This is a genomic window from Gluconacetobacter sacchari (assembly GCF_014174255.1).
Lineage (GTDB): Bacteria > Pseudomonadota > Alphaproteobacteria > Acetobacterales > Acetobacteraceae > Gluconacetobacter > Gluconacetobacter sacchari.
The window spans coordinates 37249-53689 of the sequence record NZ_JABEQJ010000032.1 but is presented as its reverse complement, the minus strand read 5'-3'; the positions used below and the strand labels follow the sequence as shown (position 1 = coordinate 53689).

Here is a 16441-nt window from a genome sequence, read left to right as displayed (position 1 = left end):
GTGGCGGCCCCGGCGGCTGGCCCGGCGACCAGGGCGGCGGCGATGGCGACGGCAACGCGCGCCGGAACCGCGCGCTGGGCCGCCGCCGGCGCGCGGGTCCGGGCGGGCATGTCAGAAGCCGTGCTTCGGTACCAGGAGCGAATGGCCGGTCATGGCCGCCGGCTGCTTCAGGCCCATCAGGGCCAGCAGGGTGGGGGCGAGGTCGGCCAGGCGGCCGTCGCGCAGTTCCACCTCCCGCGCGCCCGACAGGACGACGGGCACCACGTTGAGCGTGTGGGCGGTGTGCGGGCCGCCGGTTTCCGGGTCGAACATGGTTTCCGCATTGCCGTGGTCGGCGGTGACCAGGATGGCGCCGCGATGGCGATGCACGGCCTCGACCAGTTGCTTGAGCCCTCGGTCCACCGCCTCGATCGCCTTGACCGCCGCGCTGAAGACGCCGGTATGCCCCACCATGTCGGGGTTGGCGTAGTTGAGGATGATGAGGTCATACTTGTTGCTGTTGATGGCCTCGACGGCCTTCGCGGTCAGTTCCGGCGCCGACATCTCCGGCTTGAGGTCGTAGGTCGCGACCTTGGGCGAGGGGACCATGATCCGGTCTTCGCCCGGCAGCTCGCCTTCCTTGCCGCCGTTGAGGAAGTAGGTGACGTGGGGGTATTTCTCGGTTTCGGCCATGCGGAGCTGGTGCTTGCCGGCGGCCGAGACCACCTCGCCCAGCAGGTCGTCCAGCGATTGCGGCGGGAACAGCACGCCCATCAGCGCCGCCAGGCGGTCGCTGTAGCGGGTCATGCCGGCGGCGGCGGAGACCTGGACCACGCGCGACCGGGCGAAGCCCTGGAAATCCTTCTCCAGTATCGCGTCCAGGAGCTGGCGGATGCGGTCGGCGCGGAAATTGAAGGATAGCACGGCGTCGCCGTCCTTCATGCCCGCATAGGCGCCCAGGACGGTCGGCGGCAGGAATTCGTCGGTGGTGCCGGCCTTGTAGGCGGCGTCCAGCACCGCCAGCGGGCCGTCGCCATGCGGGCCCTGGCCCGCCACGACGGCATCGTACGCCTTTTCCACCCGGTCCCACCGCCGGTCGCGGTCCATGGCGAAATAGCGGCCCGAGATGGTGGCGATGGAGACCGCGGGCGGGAGGGCGGCGACCAGGCGGGCGACGAAGTCGCGGCCCGAATGCGGCGGCGTGTCGCGCCCGTCGGTGAAGATGTGGAAGGCGACCGGCACGCCGTTGTCGGCCAGGATCTTCGCCAGGGCCACGGCGTGGTCCTGGTGGGAATGCACGCCGCCGGCCGAGACCAGGCCCATCAGGTGGCAGGTGCCGCCGGTCTTCTTCACCGCCGCGATCAGGCTGGCCAGGGCGGGGTTGGCGGTCAGGCTGCCGTCACGGATGGCGGCGAAGATGCGCGGCAGCTCCTGCATGACGACGCGGCCGGCGCCGATATTGAGGTGGCCGACCTCGGAATTGCCCATCTGCCCTTCCGGAAGGCCGACATCCTCGCCACATGTCTTGAGGAAGGCGTGGGGGCCTTCCTGCCACAATCGGTCGAAGGCGGGGGTGGCGGCCGCGCGCACGGCGTTGTCGGCCACGTCTTCGCGCCAGCCGAACCCGTCGAGGATGACGAGCATGACCGGGCGGCGCGGGTGAAGCTGTGTCTGGTCGGACATGGGTATTCTCTCCCGTTATTTTGTCGCCCATGATGGCATCGATTGTCGGACTTGCGAATGGCGCGGGGCAGAAAAGCGACGGGATCGATGCCCCGGATGGAGGAAAACGTGATGACAGCGAACGAAACGCGCCCGATCGACGGCGCGACGGTGGATGGCCCGGCCTGTGGCTGCGGCCCGCTGACCCCCGAGCAGATCCGCGTAATGCGCGACCATGGCACGGAACGCCCCGGATCGAGCCCCCTGAATCATGAGAAGCGGGCGGGCCTGTATCGGTGCGCGGCCTGCGGCACGCCGCTGTTCCGCTCCGAGACCAAATATGACAGCGGCAGCGGCTGGCCCTCGTACTATGACGTGCTGCCGGGGGCGGTGGAAAGCCATACCGATGCAAGCTATGGCATGGTGCGGACGGAAGTCCATTGCGCGTCCTGCAAGGGGCATCTGGGGCATGTCTTTCCCGATGGGCCGAGGCCGACCGGCCTGCGCTACTGCATCAACGGGCTGGCGCTGGATTTCGTGCCCGATACGCCGTGATATGGTGCGGCGGCCCTTTCGGTTCCGCCACGATCTGCCGTAGAAGGGCTGCATGAGCGAGAATGTGATCACCCCCCCTTCCGCGCCCGTGGTGGTGCTGGATCATCCGCTGGTGCAGCACAAGCTGACCCGCCTGCGCCAGGCGAGTACGTCGACGGCCGGGTTCCGGCGCCTGACGCGCGAGATCAGCCTGTTGATGGCCTATGAGGCGACGCGGGACCTGGCGCTGGAGACGGTGCAGATCGAGACCCCGCTGGAGCCCATGGAAGGGCGCCTGCTGTCGGGGAAGAAACTGTGCCTGGTGTCGATCCTGCGGGCCGGCAACGGCATCCTGGACGGCATGCTGGACCTGCTGCCGGCGGCGCGGGTCGGGCATATCGGCCTGTTCCGCGATCCGGCGACGTTGGAGCCGGTCGAATATTACATGAAGCTGCCCGAGGATATCGGCGCGCGCTTCTGCATCGTCGTCGATCCGATGCTGGCCACCGGCCACAGCGCCTCGGCCGCCATCGACCGGCTGAAGGCGGCGGGGGTGCGGCACATGGTCTTCGTCTGCCTGCTGGCCGCGCCGGAAGGGGTGGCGTTCCTGTCGGCGGCGCATCCGGACGTGAAGATCGTCACCTGCGCGATCGACCGCGAACTGGACGACCATGGCTATATCCGGCCCGGGCTGGGCGATGCCGGGGACCGGCTGTTCGGGACCAAATAGGAACCCCGGCTGGCGGGCATCGTTGTTCCTCCGTCAGGCCGGGAGGAACATCATGTCCGAGCATGTCTACAAGGTGGTCGAGCTGGTGGGGTCGTCGCCCGACACCATCGAGGCCGCGATCGGCAGCGCGCTGTCGCGCGCGTCCGACAGCGTGCATGCCATCCGCTGGTTCGAGATGGTGAATCTGCGCGGCCATGTCGTCAACGGGCAGGTCGGCCATTACCAGGTGACGCTGAAGGTCGGCTTCACCATCGACGGGACGTAGGGCGGGCGTTCAGACGCGGCGGACGATGTAGGTCCTGGCAAGCTCGTCCATGATCTGCTGGGCGTGGGCGGGGTCGCGGGCCTCGATCATCACTTCCAGTTCCGCCGCCTGGACGCTGGCGGCGGTGAACAGGCGCTGGTGCGAGACCTCGATGATGTTGCCGCCGGCGTCGCCGATCGTGCGCGAGATGTCGGCCAGCACGCCCGGGCGGTCGGGGATGTCCATCTTGAGGCACAGCAGCCGGCCGTCGCGCAGCAGCGTGCGCAGCAGCGTGTTGGCCAGGATGCGGCTGTCGATATTGCCGCCGGTGACCGGCAGCGCGACCCGCTTGCCGCGAAACAGGTCCGGGTAGGTGAGGACCGCCGCCAGCGCGGTGGCGCCCGCGCCCTCGCTGACCTGCTTGGCGCCCTCGGCCATCAAGGTGATCGCGTCCTCGACCGCGCGTTCGGGGACGACCAGCACGCGTGAGACATGCTCGCGGATGACGGAGAGCGGCTGGCGGCCGATCCGCATCACCGCGATGCCCTCGGCGATCGTCGCCCCGCCGGGGGGCGACTGTTCCTCGCCCGGGAAATCGGAGAGCGAGGAATAGGCCTCGACCTGCACGCCGACGATGTCCATGCCGGGCCGCAGGGCCGTGGCGGCCACGGCGCAGCCCGAGAGCAGGCCGCCGCCGCCGATCGGACCGACGAAGACGTCCAGCGGGCCGGCATCCTCGAGCAGTTCCAGCGCGAAGGTGCCCTGGCCGGCCATGACCGCCGGGTCGTCGTACGGGTGGACGAAGACGCGGCCTTCCGCCGCGCACAGGGCGTCGGCATGGGCGGTGGCCTCGGCGAAATTGTCGCCGGCCAGCACCACGCGCGCGCCCCACGCGGCGGTGCGCGTGACCTTGGCGGCGGGGGTGAAGCGGGGCATGACGATGACCGCGTCGATGCCCAGCAGCGAGGCGTGGCGGGCGACGCCCTGGGCGTGGTTGCCGGCCGAGACGGTGATGACGCCGCGGCCGCGTTCCTCCGCCGTCAGCAGGGCCAGCTTGTTGGCGGCGCCTCGCTCCTTGAACGACCCAACCGCCTGGAGATTGTCCAGCTTGAGCACGATCTCCGCGCCCGTCGCCTTCGACAGGGCGTGCGAGGGCACGGTGGGCGTGCGCAGGACGCGCCCCTCGATCCGGGCGGCGGCGGCCCGGAGGTCGTCGAGCGTGATCATCGGCCGGACCTCAGCCGTAGGTGACGGCCAGGATTTCGTAGGTCCGGTCGCCGCCGGGGGCGGGCACCGAGACGGAATCGCCGCTTTTCTTGCCGATCAGCGACTTGGCCAGCGGCGAGGAGATCGACAGCAGCCCCTGCTTGATGTCGGCCTCATGCACGCCGACGATCTGGTAGGTGGCTTCCTTGTCCGTTTCCTCGTCCACCAGGCTGACCTGGGCGCCGAATTTCACCTGGTCGCCCGACAGGGTGGACGGATCGATCACTTCGGCCGACGAGACGATTTCCTCCAGCTCGATGATCCGGCCCTCGATGAAGGATTGGCGATCGCGCGCGGCGTGATATTCGGCGTTTTCCGACAGGTCGCCGTGGCTGCGGGCTTCGGCGATCGCGCGGATCACGGCGGGGCGTTCTTCACTCTTGAGTTTGCGAAGTTCATCTTCCAGCCGTTGCAGGCCCTTGCCTGTCATCGGAAATTTCTGCAAGGCGCGTCCCCAGGGTGAAGGTCGGTCAGGTGGCCGACATGACAGATTGCGACAAGAGCATTCCACAAGACCGAAGGCGCCGGGAACGGGGCCCGATCGGCCGGCCCCGTTCCCGGCGTTGGCCGGGTACGCTCAGAACGATCCAGTAAAGTAGGATTGAAGCGGCGCGACTTCAAGCGGTCCTTCCCGCATCGCCGCGATCGCGTGGGTCGCGGCCCGCGCGCCGGCGATCGTGGTGAAGTGCGGAATGCCCGAAATCAGCGCCGAGCGGCGGATGTCGAAACTGTCCGTGACCGACTGCGCGCCCTGGGCGGTGTTGATGATCATCTGCACCTCGCCCGAGCGGATGGCATCCACGCAGTTCGGCCGGCCTTCCAGCACCTTGTTGACCACCTGGACGGCGATGCCGGCCTCGCGCAGGCGCTCGGCGGTGCCGCGCGTGGCGAGGATGGTGAAGCCCATGTCCACCAGGCGGCGGGCCAGGGCGGGCACCGCCGGCTTGTCGCCGCCGCGCACGGACAGGAACACCGCGCCGGACAGGGGCAGGCGCACGCCGGCGGCGAGCTGCGACTTGGCGAAGGCGCGCTCGAACGAGGCGTCCAGGCCCATCACCTCGCCCGTCGAGCGCATCTCGGGGCCCAGGATCGTGTCCACGTTGGGGAAGCGGTTGAAGGGGAACACCGCTTCCTTCACCGCGACATGCGGGGCCACCGCGCGATCGTCGAGGTGGAATTCCGCCAGCCGGGCGCCGGCCATGACCCGCGCGCCGATCTTGGCCACCGCCACGCCGGTCGCCTTGGCGACGAAGGGCACGGTGCGCGAGGCGCGGGGATTGACCTCCAGGACGAAGATGTCCTGGTCCTTGATCGCGTACTGGACGTTCATCAGTCCGACGATGCCCAGTTCGCGGGCCATGGCCTCGGTCTGCGCCTTCAGTTCGGTGACGATGGCCGGCGAGAGCGTGTAGGGCGGCAGGGAGCAGGCGCTGTCGCCGGAATGGATGCCGGCTTCCTCGATATGTTCCATCACGCCCGCGACATAGACCTCCTGCCCGTCGGAGATGCAGTCCACGTCGGCTTCGATCGCGTCGTTCAGGTAGCGGTCGATCAGCACCGGGCCGGAGGCGATGTCCTGGCCGGCCAGTTGCAGCGCCACGCGCATGTAGCGTTGCAGGCTGGCGCGGTCATGGACGATTTCCATCGCCCGGCCGCCCAGCACGTAGGACGGACGGATGACCACCGGGTAGCCGATGCGCTCGGCCACGTCCTCGGCCTCGGCCGGGGTGCGGGCGATGCCGTTGGCGGGCTGGCGCAGGCCCAGCCGGTGCAGCATGGTCTGGAAACGCTCGCGGTCCTCGGCGCGGTCGATCGCATCCGCCGGGGTGCCCAGCAGCCTGATGCCGGCGGCCTCCAGCGCGTGGGACAGTTTCAGCGGCGTCTGGCCGCCATACTGCACGATGCAGCCCAGCACGGTGCCGTTCTGCTGCTCGCGCCGGATCAGGGCGATCACGTCCTCGGCGGTCAGGGGCTCGAAATACAGCCGGTCCGAGGTGTCGTAATCGGTCGAGACCGTCTCGGGGTTGCAGTTGACCATGATGGTCTCGAACCCGGCCTCGCGCAGCGCGTAGGCGGCGTGGACGCAGCAATAATCGAATTCGATGCCCTGGCCGATACGGTTGGGGCCGCCGCCGAGGATCACGACCTTCTGGCGGTCGGTGGGGCGGCTTTCGCATTCCGGGGTGCCGAAGCCGCCTTCGTAGGTGGAATACATATAGGGCGTGTCGGAGGCGAATTCGCCGGCGCAGGTGTCGATGCGCTTGTAGACCGGCGTGACGGCCAGGCGCGCGCGCAGGGTGGCGATGTCGGCCGCCGAGGTGCCCGACAGGCGGGCGAGCTGGACGTCGGAGAAGCCCATCGCCTTGAGCCGCCGCATCTCCTGGGCGTCGCGCGGCAGGCCGTCGCGGATCACGGTGTGCTCGGCCGCCACGATCCGGGCCAGTTCGCGCAGGAACCAGGGCTCGAACTTGCAGGCGGCGTGGATGTCCTCGATGCTCAGTCCGGCGCGCAGGGCCTGGGCGGCCATCAGGATCCGTTCCGGCCGGGGTTGCGACAGGGCGGCGCGGAAGGCGTCGGGGCCGCCGTCGCCGGGGGCTTCCACCGGGTCCAGCCCGGCGAGACCCGTTTCCATCGAGCGCAGGCCCTTCTGTATGGCCTCGGCGAAGGAGCGGCCGATGGCCATGGCCTCGCCCACCGACTTCATGCTGGTGGAGAGCAGCGCCGGGGTGCCGGGGAATTTCTCGAAGGTGAAGCGCGGGATCTTGACCACGACGTAATCGATCGTCGGCTCGAACGAGGCGGGGGTGGAGCCGGTGATGTCGTTGGCCAGTTCGTCCAGCGTGTAGCCGACCGCGAGCTTGGCCGCGATCTTGGCGATCGGGAAGCCGGTGGCCTTGGACGCCAGGGCGGAGGAGCGCGAGACGCGGGGATTCATCTCGATGACCACCATGCGCCCGTCGGCCGGGTTGATGCCGAACTGGACGTTGGAACCGCCGGTCTCGACGCCGATGGCGCGCAGGCAGGCCAGCGATGCGTCGCGCATGCGCTGGTACTCTTTGTCCGTCAGGGTCAGGGCGGGGGCGACGGTGATCGAATCGCCCGTATGCACGCCCATCGGGTCGATATTCTCGATCGAGCAGACGATGATGCAATTGTCCGCGCGGTCGCGGACCACCTCCATCTCGAACTCCTTCCAGCCCAGCACCGATTCCTCGATCAGGACTTCGGTGGTGGGGGAGGCGTCGAGGCCCGAGGTGACGATCTGGTCGAATTCCTCGCGGTTATAGGCGATGCCGCCGCCCGAGCCGCCCATGGTGAACGAGGGGCGGATGACCGCCGGCAGGCCGACCTGCTCCAGCGCCGCGCGGGCCTCGTCCAGCGTGTGGGCGATGGTGCTGCGGGGGCTTTCGATGCCGATCGCATCCATCGCCTCGCGGAATTTCTGCCGGTCCTCGGCGCGGTCGATCACCTCGGCGTCCGCGCCGATCAGTTCCACGCCGTGCTTCTTCAGGAAGCCCGACTTGTCGAGCGCCATCGCGGTGTTCAGCGCCGTCTGGCCGCCCATGGTGGGCAGCACCGCGTCGGGCTTTTCGCGCAGGATGATGCGTTCGACGAATTCGGGGGTGATCGGCTCGATATAGGTCGCGTCCGCCAGGCCGGGATCGGTCATGATCGTCGCCGGGTTGGAGTTGACCAGGATGACCCGATAGCCTTCGTCGCGCAGGGCCTTGCAGGCCTGCGCGCCGGAATAGTCGAACTCGCAGGCCTGGCCGATGACGATGGGGCCGGCGCCGATGATCAGGATCGAGCGTATGTCTGTCCGTTTGGGCATGGGGCGCGACTTTCAGGCGGGCTGATTGGTGCGGTCGATCAGGGCGACGAAGCGGTCGAACAGGTAGTGGCTGTCCGACGGGCCGGGGCTGGCCTCGGGGTGGTACTGGACCGAGAAGGCCGGGTAGCGCGTGGAGGCGATGCCTTCGTTCGAGCCGTCGAACAGGCTGCTGTGCGTCACGCGGACATCGTCGGGCAGGCTGGATTCGTCCACCGCGAAACCGTGATTCTGGCTGGTGATCTCGACCTTGCCGGTGCCGAGGTCCTTGACCGGCTGGTTGGCGCCGCGATGGCCGCGCGCCAGCTTGTAGGTGCGCGCGCCCAGTGCCCGGGCCAGCAATTGATGGCCCAGGCAGATGCCGAAGACGGGCTTGCCGGCCGCCAGCACGCCCTGGATGGCGGGCACGGCGTATTCGGCCGTCGCGGCCGGGTCGCCCGGGCCGTTGGAGAGGAACACGCCGGCCGGGTCGTGGGCCAGGATGTCCTCCGCCGTGGCGGTGGCCGGCACGACCGTGACGTCGCAGCCGGCATTGGCCAGGCAGCGCAGGATGTTGCGCTTGGCGCCGTAATCGACGGCGACGACGCGGCGGCGCTTCAGGGGCAGCGGCAGGGTGCCGCCGGGCCAGGTCCACACGCCTTCGGCCCATGTGTAGGCTTCGGCGCAGGTGACTTCGCGCGCCAGGTCCATGCCTTCCAGGCCCGGCCAGGCGGCGGCCTGCGCGCGCAGGGCCGCGATGTCGAACGTGCCGCGGGCGGGGTAGGAGAGGATGGCCGTCTGCGGGCCGCCGTCGCGGACGCGCAGCGTGACGGCGCGGGTATCGATGCCGCAGATGCCCGGCACGCCGCGCGCGGTCAGCCAGGCGTCCAGGCCCTGGGTGGCGCGCCAGTTGGCGGGTTCGGTGAGATCCTGCTTGACGACCAGCCCGTGCGCGGCGATTCGGGCGGCTTCGTCATCGGCTTCGTTCGTGCCGACATTGCCGATATGCGGGAAGGTGAAGGTGATGATCTGCCCGGCGAAGGACGGGTCGGTCAGCGTTTCCTGATAGCCGGTCAGGCCGGTGGAGAAGCATAGCTCGCCGATGGCGGCGCCCGAGGCCGGGGTGTGGGCGCCGAAGCCGCGCCCCCACAGGACGGTGCCGTCGGCCAGCACCAGCGCGGCGGTGGCGCCGGCGGGGGGGGTGACGGAGGGAGGGGCGGGGGCCTGGCGCTCGGTCATCGGGGTCTCCGGTCCGTCGGGGTGTAGGTCGGCAAGGCTGAGGCCGGTCTGGCGCAGGATCACCGCCCAGTGTTTGGGCGGGATCGCGCCGGCCTGGCGCCATTTGCGGATGGCCTCGGTCCCGACGCCGGTCAGGCGTGCCGCATTGTCGGCACCGCCCAGACGGTCGATGATATGGTCGATCGATGACGGCATGGAGAATTCTTCCTTCCGGGGGTATCTCCTACCAGCCTCTCGTGAGGCTGGGAAGAAAATTCCCACCCGGATCGTTTCCTTTCGGGTGGGAAAAATCTTCCGGCTGTCGACCCGGAGGCGCCCGTTCTATGGCGGGGGCCTCGCAACCAGGAGTACAGGATCATGAGCCTGCGCGCGCGTTTCATGGAAGATCTCAAGGCGGCGATGAAGGCCGGGCAGAGCGCGCGGGTCGGGACCCTGCGCATGGTCAACGCCAAGCTGAAGGATGCCGACATCGCCGCCCGGGCGCGCGGCGCCGAGATGTCGGAGGACGAGATCGTGTCGATGCTGCGCGGCATGATCAAGTCGCGCACCGAATCGGCCACGCTGTACCATCAGGGCGGCCGGCCCGAGCTGGCCGAGAAGGAGGAAGCCGAGATCGCGACCATCCGCGCCTATCTGCCTGCCGAGCTGGACGCGGCGGCGCTGGAGGCGGCGGCGCGCGAGGCGATCGCCGAACTGGGGGCCGGGTCGATGAAGGATATGGGCCGCGTGATGGCGGCGCTGAAGGCGCGCTTCGGCGCGGCGCTGGATGCCGGCCGGGCCAGCGCCCTGGTCAAGTCGCTGCTGTCCGCCTGAGACGGTGGCGCTCGACCCTGCTTTTCTGGAAGAGCTTCGCGCCCGCACGCCGATCGCGGCGGTGATCGGGCGGCGGACGAAGCTTGTCCGCTCGGGACGGAACTGGAAGGCCTGCTGCCCCTTTCATGGCGAGAAGACGCCGTCCTTCTACGTCTATGACGATCATTTCCATTGTTTCGGCTGTGGCGCGCATGGCGACGTGATCACGTTCGTGATGCAGAGCGAGGGGCGCGGCTTTCCCGAGGTCGTCGCCGAACTGGCGGCGGAGGCGGGGCTGGAGGTGCCGCGCGCCGACCCCCGGCAGCGCGAGAGCGAGCAGCGCGCCCGCGACCTGGCCGAGGTGCTGGAACTGGTCCAGGCCGCCTGGGTGCGCCGGCTGCACGCGCCGGAGGGGCGGGGCGGACTGGCGTATCTGCGGGGGCGGGGCCTGTCGGACGAGACGATCGCCGGCTTCGGGCTCGGCTGGTCGGGCGATGGACGGGGCGGCCTGCTGGAGGAACTGCGCCCCCGGGGGGTGACGCCCGACCTGCTGGCCAGGGCCGGCCTGATGCGGGTGGACGAGGAGGGGCGGCCCAGGGGGGAATTGTTCTTCAATCGCGTCACCTTTCCGATCCGCGACCGGCGGGGCGGGCTGGTGTCGTTCGGCGGGCGGATCCTGGGGGACGGGCAGCCGAAATATCTCAACGGGCCGGAGACCGAGCTGTTTTCCAAGCGGCGGGTGCTGTTCGGCATGGATCGTGCCCGCGCCGCGCTGCGCGTGGCGCGGCCGCGGGGGGCGCCGCCGGTCGAACTGCTGGTCGTCGAGGGCTATATGGATGTCATCGCCCTGCATCAGGCCGGTTTTCCGGGCGCGGTCGCGCCGCTGGGCACCGCCCTGACGCCGGAGCAGATGGAGGCGCTGTGGCGCCTGGCGCCGGCGCCGATCCTGTGTTTCGACGGGGATGGCGCCGGGCAGCGGGCGGCGGTCAAGGCGGCCGAGACCGCGTTGCCGCTGCTGTCGATCGACCGTACGGTCCGGTTCTGCACCCTGCCCGAGGGCGAGGACCCCGACAGCCTGCTGCGGGCGCGCGGCGCGGGCGCCATCGCCGCGCTGGTGGAGGGCGCGCGCCCGTTGAGTGCCGTGCTGTTCGACCTGCTGACCCGGGGCGTGCGTGATCCGGGGCCGGAGCAGCGGGCGGCGTTGCGCAGGCGCCTGGCGGAGGCGGCCGCGATGGTCGCCGACAAGGGATTGGCCGCGGAATACCGCTCGACCCTGCTGGACCGGTTTTTCGAAACCTATCGCCGCCGCCCCGGCGGCGGTCCGCGCAAAGACGGGGCGGTGCGACGCTCCGTCGTCACGATGGACGCGGCACCGTTCGGCACGCTGGCGGCGACGGAGGAGCGGATGCGGATCCTGACCGCGATCCTGCTGCGCCATCCGGCCCTGCTGCCCGAGGTCGAGGACGCCTATTGCCGGCTCGACCTGCCTCCGGCGCTGGGCCGGGTCCGCGCGGCGCTGATGGATGCGGCTTCGGACGGCGTGCCGATGGATGCCGGGGCGCTGGCCGCCTGGCTGGACGAGGCGGGGCTGGGAGAGGACCGTGCCGCCGTGCTGTCGGCCCGGCCGCTGCCGATGGCGGTGACCGCGGCAGACGACCTGATGGCGGTCGATGTGGCGCAGGAATGGTGGCATTTCTACGCGCTGATGAATGTCCGCCAGTTCGGCGAGGATCTGCGGGGGGATACCGAGCGGATGTGCGCGGGCACGCTGGACGAGCGCGCGTGGGCCAGCCTGCGCCCCCGGCTGCTGGCGTGGGAAGCCCTGCGGCGGGGGGAAGTGTCGGTCGACGAGGCGTGACGCGGGACGGTCCGGATCATGCCGGGCCTTGACTTTGACCGGTGAATCGACCACCTGCACACCACTTGTAATTTGTCAGATGCGATAGAATGGCCGTTTCGTATCCGGAGGTTTGTATCCCACCCGTCATGGTGGGACCGGGTGGGAGACAGGGCCGGCGATGCCGTGGCGCGGGGAATGCGTGGCGGCGGGTTAGCGCTTAGGGATAGGGCAGGCGATGGCTACAAAGACAGCCGCGGGTTCGGAAGCGACTTCTGGCGACCAGGATAACGACACCACTCTGCTGGATACGCAATCCGGAGCTGTCAAAAGGCTGATCGCCCGCGGGAAGGAGCGGGGGTATATCACCTTCGACGAACTGAACGCCGTTCTGCCGCAGGACCAGATGTCCTCGGAACAGATCGAGGACGTGATGGCGGTGCTTTCGGAGATGGGCATCCAGGTCGTCGAGAACGAGGATAACGACGACAGCGAGGCGAACCGCGAGGAGAAGGCCGAGGAAGCCGAGGCCGAGGAGGAATCGGCCAGCGGCAACGTCGACAGCGAGAGCCTGGGCCGGACCGACGACCCGGTGCGGATGTATCTGCGCGAGATGGGCTCGGTCGAACTGCTGTCGCGCGAGGGCGAGATCGCCATCGCCAAGCGGATCGAGGCCGGCCGCGACGAAATGATCGGCGGGCTGTGCGAAAGCCCGCTGACCTTCAGCGCCATCATCTCGTGGCACGAGCGGCTGAAGGCCGGCGAGATGCTGCTGCGCGACATCGTCGACCTGGAGGCGATGCAGGCCGGAGGGGCCGAGGAGGAGGGGGCGGAGCCGCCGCAGGAGGACGGCGCCTTCGAGGCGCCCGCCGAGAGCGAGGACGGCGAGGAAGGCGACAGCGCCGGCCTGTCGCTGTCGGCGCTGGAAGAGAAGCTGAAGCCCGAGATCCTGGCGCAGTTCGAGGAGATCGAGGAGCTTTATTCCCGCCTCCAGAAATTGCAGTCCAAGCGGCTGGAGACGCTGACCTCGGGCGCCGAGATGTCGGACAAGTCCGAGAAATCGTACGAGAAGCTGCGCGAGGAACTGGTCGGCAAGGTGCAGCAGGTGCATCTGCATAACAGTCGGATCGAGTATCTGGTGCTGCATATGAAGGAGATCTTCCAGCGGCTGAACGGGCTGGAAGGGCGGATGCTGCGCCTGGCCGAGAGCACCAAGATCTCGCGCGAGGATTTCCTGATCAAATATCGCGGCAGCGAACTGGATCCGGGCTGGATGGACATGGTGGCCGCCCTGCCGGGCAAGGGCTGGAAGAATTTCGTCGCCAAGCATGCCGCCACGACGCTGGACCTGCGCAGCCAGGTGGCCGCCCTGTCGCAGGAGACGGGGCTGCCGGTCGGCGAGTTCCGCCGCGTCTATGCCACCGTGTCGCGCGGCGAGCGGGATTCGGCCCGGGCGAAGAAGGAGATGATCGAGGCGAATTTGCGCCTGGTGATCTCGATCGCGAAGAAATACACCAATCGCGGGTTGCAGTTCCTGGACCTGATCCAGGAGGGCAATATCGGCCTGATGAAGGCTGTGGATAAGTTCGAATATCGTCGCGGCTACAAATTCTCGACCTATGCGACGTGGTGGATCCGGCAGGCGATCACCCGGTCGATCGCCGACCAGGCGCGGACCATCCGCATTCCGGTCCACATGATCGAGACCATCAACAAGCTGGTCCGGACCTCGCGCCAGATGCTGCACGAGATCGGGCGCGAGCCGGCGCCCGAGGAACTGGCCGAGAAGCTGGGCATGCCGCTGGAGAAGGTGCGCAAGGTCCTGAAGATCGCCAAGGAGCCGATCTCGCTGGAAACGCCGATCGGCGACGAGGAAGACAGCCATCTGGGCGATTTCATCGAGGACAAGACGGCGGTGATTCCGCTGGACGCCGCGATCCAGACCAATCTGCGGGAGGCCACGACGCGGGTGCTGTCCTCGCTGACGCCGCGCGAGGAGCGCGTGCTGCGCATGCGCTTCGGCATCGGCATGAACACCGACCATACGCTGGAGGAAGTCGGGCAGCAGTTCAACGTGACGCGCGAGCGTATCCGCCAGATCGAGGCCAAGGCGCTACGCAAGCTCAAGCACCCGAGCCGCAGCCGCAAGCTGCGGTCGTTCCTCGACGATAATTGAGAGAGCCCGCGCGATGAATGCGATGATCGGGTCCGGACCGACGACCCGGATCGTGGTCGACGTGACGTTCCTGTGCATGGACGCGCCGCCGGCGGGGCCGGCGGCGGTGCTGCCGGAGGGGTACCGGATCGCGCGGCACCCCGCGCCGGATGCCGCCTTCTACCGGGTTCTCTATGACGGCGTGGGGCAGGATTATTGCTGGTGGATGCGGCGGGTCATGCCCGAGGGCGAACTGACCGCGCTGCTGCGCGATCCGCGCGTGCAGCTGCATGTCCTGTGGCGGGGCGAGGAGGCCTGTGGCTTCTTCGAACTGGACCGGCAGGTGCCCGGCGAGGTCAACCTGGCCTATTTCGGCCTGATGCCGGGACAGATCGGGCATGGGATCGGCCGGGCCTTCCTGCGCGCCGCCCTGGACGAGGCCTGGGGCTGGCGGCCGCAGAGCGTGCGGGTGAATACCTGCTCGGCCGATCATCCCAGGGCGATGGAGACCTATCGGCAGGCCGGATTCCGCGTCGTTCGCACCGTGCGGGAGGTCTGGGACATTCCCGACCGGCTGGGGATGCGGGTGCCGGCCGCGTTGCTGGTATAGTTTTTCCTTGTGATCGGGAGGGGTTTGTGCTTCACACCCCTCCTTCCCTGCCGGTGCGCGGCATCGCCCCGGCTATACCCATGCCCCCCGGGAGGGGCGCCGTGCGGACCGTGTCCGAGGCGGCCGGGTTGACCTTATCCGAAGGGAGTTCCCATGCCGTTATACGAGACCGTGTTCATCGCACGGAATGATGTGTCGCAGCAGCAGGTCGAAGCCGTCGCCGACGGAATCGCCACCCTGCTGGAGACTGACGGCGGTGCCGTCAAGAAGCGCGAATACTGGGGCCTGCGCAGCCTGGCCTATCGCATCAAGAAGAACCGCAAGGGGCACTACATGCTCCTGGGCCTGGATGCGAAGCCGGAGACGATCAAGGAGATCGAGCGCCAGTTGAGCCTGAACGAGGACGTGATGCGCGTCCTGACCCTGCGCGTCGAAGAAATCGACGAGGCGCCGTCCGTGATCCTGTCCCGCAAGGGCGACGAGCGCGAGCGTGGTTTCCGTGGCCCGAAGCCGGCCGGCCGGTTCGAGAGCGGCCGCGGCGGCCCGCGTCGCAGCTATGACGACCGCGAGGAATTCCGCGCCCGCAATGACGAGCCGCGCGACACCGACGGCGAAGCGGAGTAAGCAGCCATGTCCGACACCACCGAAATCAATCCCGCCGCCCGTCGCACGGCCGTTGGGGCGCGTCGGCCCTTCTATCGCCGTCGCAAATCCTGCCCGTTCTCCGGCCCCAACGCGCCGAAGATCGACTACAAGGACGTGCGTCTGCTCAGCCGCTTCCTGTCCGAGCGCGGCAAGATCGTGCCGAGCCGCATCACCGCCGTTTCGGCGAAGAAGCAGCGCGAGCTGGCCCAGGCGATCAAGCGGGCCCGCTTCCTGGCCCTGCTGCCCTATATCGTCGGTTGAGGGAGGCAGATCATGTCCGCAGTAGAACTGATCCTGCTCCAGCGCGTCGAGAATCTGGGGCAGATGGGCGAGATCGTGAAGGTGAAGCCGGGCTATGCCCGTAACTTCCTTCTGCCCCAGGGCAAGGCGATCCGCGCCAACGGCATGAACCGCGAGCGCTTCGAGCGCGAGCGCGTGCAACTGGAAGCGCTGAACCTGAAGCGTCGCGAGGAGGCCGAGCGCCTGTCCGAGCGCATGCATGGCCTGTCGGTCGTCCTGATCCGTCAGGCCGGCGACAGCGGCAGCCTGTATGGGTCGGTGACGACCCGTGACGTGGCCGAGGCCACGACGGCCGCCGGGCTGACGATCGCGCGCACCCAGGTCGTCCTGGAGCACCCGATCAAGCAGCTTGGCCTGTATACCGTGCGCGTCGCCCTGCATCCGGAAGTCTCGATTCCGGTCACGGTCAATGTCGCGCGTTCGGAAGAGGAAGCCGAGCGCCAGGCGCGCGGCGAGGCCATCGGCGTCGAGGAAGAGCCGGCCGGCTTCGTCGAGGAAGCGCTGGTCGAGGAAACGGAAGAGGCTCCGGCCGAGATCTGATCCGACTGCCGCGGCGCCGCGGCGCCGAAGCTGGGAAAGGCCCGGGAGCGTTCGCGCTTCCGGGCCTTTTGTCGTTGAAAAACCATCGAAAGCCCCTTCG

The 16441-nt window shown here is 68.7% G+C and carries 15 protein-coding genes; 10 read left to right on the top strand and 5 right to left on the bottom strand.

Annotated features, from left to right (window positions below):
- Positions 1 to 111: 111 nt before the first annotated feature.
- Positions 112 to 1662, bottom strand: coding sequence for a 2,3-bisphosphoglycerate-independent phosphoglycerate mutase (gene gpmI, locus HLH48_RS18800; RefSeq protein ID WP_182999007.1), 1551 nt, complete (start codon positions 1660 to 1662; stop codon positions 112 to 114).
- A 111-nt stretch (positions 1663 to 1773) separates the two neighbouring features.
- Here gpmI and msrB point away from each other — a divergent pair, with 111 nt between their 5' ends.
- The 3 genes from msrB to HLH48_RS18785 are packed head-to-tail and all read left to right on the top strand — an operon-like array spanning position 1774 to position 3170.
- Positions 1774 to 2196 carry a peptide-methionine (R)-S-oxide reductase MsrB gene (gene msrB / locus HLH48_RS18795; protein WP_246387529.1) on the top strand — a complete coding sequence of 141 codons (423 nt, stop codon included), beginning with the start codon at positions 1774 to 1776 and terminating at the stop codon, positions 2194 to 2196.
- A gap of 52 nt (positions 2197 to 2248) precedes the next feature.
- Positions 2249 to 2905: a uracil phosphoribosyltransferase gene (gene upp, locus HLH48_RS18790; protein WP_182999005.1), complete on the top strand. Its 657-nt coding sequence runs from the start codon at positions 2249 to 2251 to the stop codon at positions 2903 to 2905.
- 52 nt (positions 2906 to 2957) lie between these two features.
- A complete protein-coding gene (locus tag HLH48_RS18785) occupies positions 2958 to 3170 on the top strand; it encodes a dodecin (protein WP_182999004.1) in 213 nt (70 codons plus the stop codon).
- Between the two features lie 9 nt (positions 3171 to 3179).
- On the opposite strand, the gene HLH48_RS18780 is transcribed toward HLH48_RS18785, so the two are convergent.
- The 4 genes from HLH48_RS18780 to carA form a co-directional block, all read right to left on the bottom strand.
- Positions 3180 to 4376 carry a threonine ammonia-lyase gene (locus HLH48_RS18780; RefSeq protein WP_182999003.1) on the bottom strand — a complete coding sequence of 399 codons (1197 nt, stop codon included), beginning with the start codon at positions 4374 to 4376 and terminating at the stop codon, positions 3180 to 3182.
- 10 nt (positions 4377 to 4386) lie between these two features.
- Positions 4387 to 4860: a transcription elongation factor GreA gene (greA, locus tag HLH48_RS18775; RefSeq protein ID WP_182999002.1), complete on the bottom strand. Its 474-nt coding sequence runs from the start codon at positions 4858 to 4860 to the stop codon at positions 4387 to 4389.
- A gap of 132 nt (positions 4861 to 4992) precedes the next feature.
- The gene (carB, locus tag HLH48_RS18770) at positions 4993 to 8247 is read right to left on the bottom strand and encodes a carbamoyl-phosphate synthase large subunit (RefSeq protein ID WP_182999001.1); all 3255 of its coding nucleotides are present in this window, start codon (positions 8245 to 8247) and stop codon (positions 4993 to 4995) included.
- A 12-nt stretch (positions 8248 to 8259) separates the two neighbouring features.
- Positions 8260 to 9657 carry a glutamine-hydrolyzing carbamoyl-phosphate synthase small subunit gene (carA, locus tag HLH48_RS18765; protein WP_182999000.1) on the bottom strand — a complete coding sequence of 466 codons (1398 nt, stop codon included), beginning with the start codon at positions 9655 to 9657 and terminating at the stop codon, positions 8260 to 8262.
- A gap of 162 nt (positions 9658 to 9819) precedes the next feature.
- Between carA and HLH48_RS18760 the strand changes: the two genes are divergently transcribed.
- From HLH48_RS18760 to rplI, 7 genes are all read left to right on the top strand, one after another.
- Entirely contained in the window at positions 9820 to 10275 is a 456-nt protein-coding gene (locus tag HLH48_RS18760) for a GatB/YqeY domain-containing protein (protein WP_182998999.1), read from the top strand.
- Between the two features lie 4 nt (positions 10276 to 10279).
- Positions 10280 to 12112, top strand: a complete 1833-nt coding sequence (dnaG, locus tag HLH48_RS18755; RefSeq protein WP_182998998.1) for a DNA primase — start codon at positions 10280 to 10282, stop codon at positions 12110 to 12112.
- 217 nt (positions 12113 to 12329) lie between these two features.
- Positions 12330 to 14267 (top strand): RNA polymerase sigma factor RpoD, encoded by a 1938-nt coding sequence (gene rpoD, locus HLH48_RS18750; protein ID WP_182998997.1) that lies wholly within the window; start codon positions 12330 to 12332, stop codon positions 14265 to 14267.
- A 13-nt stretch (positions 14268 to 14280) separates the two neighbouring features.
- Positions 14281 to 14856: a GNAT family N-acetyltransferase gene (locus tag HLH48_RS18745; RefSeq protein WP_246387527.1), complete on the top strand. Its 576-nt coding sequence runs from the start codon at positions 14281 to 14283 to the stop codon at positions 14854 to 14856.
- Positions 14857 to 15009: 153 nt separating this feature from the next.
- On the top strand, positions 15010 to 15480 hold the full coding sequence (rpsF, locus tag HLH48_RS18740) for a 30S ribosomal protein S6 (protein ID WP_182964373.1): 471 nt from the start codon (positions 15010 to 15012) through the stop codon (positions 15478 to 15480).
- A gap of 6 nt (positions 15481 to 15486) precedes the next feature.
- Entirely contained in the window at positions 15487 to 15762 is a 276-nt protein-coding gene (gene rpsR, locus HLH48_RS18735) for a 30S ribosomal protein S18 (RefSeq protein ID WP_114726487.1), read from the top strand.
- A gap of 12 nt (positions 15763 to 15774) precedes the next feature.
- Positions 15775 to 16341: a 50S ribosomal protein L9 gene (gene rplI, locus HLH48_RS18730; RefSeq protein ID WP_182998996.1), complete on the top strand. Its 567-nt coding sequence runs from the start codon at positions 15775 to 15777 to the stop codon at positions 16339 to 16341.
- Positions 16342 to 16441 lie beyond the last annotated feature (100 nt).

Coding starts and splice junctions, on each gene's coding strand:
- gpmI (WP_182999007.1), bottom strand. CDS start 1,662: ATGTCCGACCAGACACAGCTTCACCCGCGCCGCCCGGTCATGCTCGTC.
- msrB (WP_246387529.1), top strand. CDS start 1,774: ATGACAGCGAACGAAACGCGCCCGATCGACGGCGCGACGGTGGATGGC.
- upp (WP_182999005.1), top strand. CDS start 2,249: ATGAGCGAGAATGTGATCACCCCCCCTTCCGCGCCCGTGGTGGTGCTG.
- HLH48_RS18785 (WP_182999004.1), top strand. CDS start 2,958: ATGTCCGAGCATGTCTACAAGGTGGTCGAGCTGGTGGGGTCGTCGCCC.
- HLH48_RS18780 (WP_182999003.1), bottom strand. CDS start 4,376: ATGATCACGCTCGACGACCTCCGGGCCGCCGCCGCCCGGATCGAGGGG.
- carB (WP_182999001.1), bottom strand. CDS start 8,247: ATGCCCAAACGGACAGACATACGCTCGATCCTGATCATCGGCGCCGGC.
- carA (WP_182999000.1), bottom strand. CDS start 9,657: ATGCCGTCATCGATCGACCATATCATCGACCGTCTGGGCGGTGCCGAC.
- HLH48_RS18760 (WP_182998999.1), top strand. CDS start 9,820: ATGAGCCTGCGCGCGCGTTTCATGGAAGATCTCAAGGCGGCGATGAAG.
- rpoD (WP_182998997.1), top strand. CDS start 12,330: ATGGCTACAAAGACAGCCGCGGGTTCGGAAGCGACTTCTGGCGACCAG.
- HLH48_RS18745 (WP_246387527.1), top strand. CDS start 14,281: ATGAATGCGATGATCGGGTCCGGACCGACGACCCGGATCGTGGTCGAC.
- rpsF (WP_182964373.1), top strand. CDS start 15,010: ATGCCGTTATACGAGACCGTGTTCATCGCACGGAATGATGTGTCGCAG.
- rpsR (WP_114726487.1), top strand. CDS start 15,487: ATGTCCGACACCACCGAAATCAATCCCGCCGCCCGTCGCACGGCCGTT.
- rplI (WP_182998996.1), top strand. CDS start 15,775: ATGTCCGCAGTAGAACTGATCCTGCTCCAGCGCGTCGAGAATCTGGGG.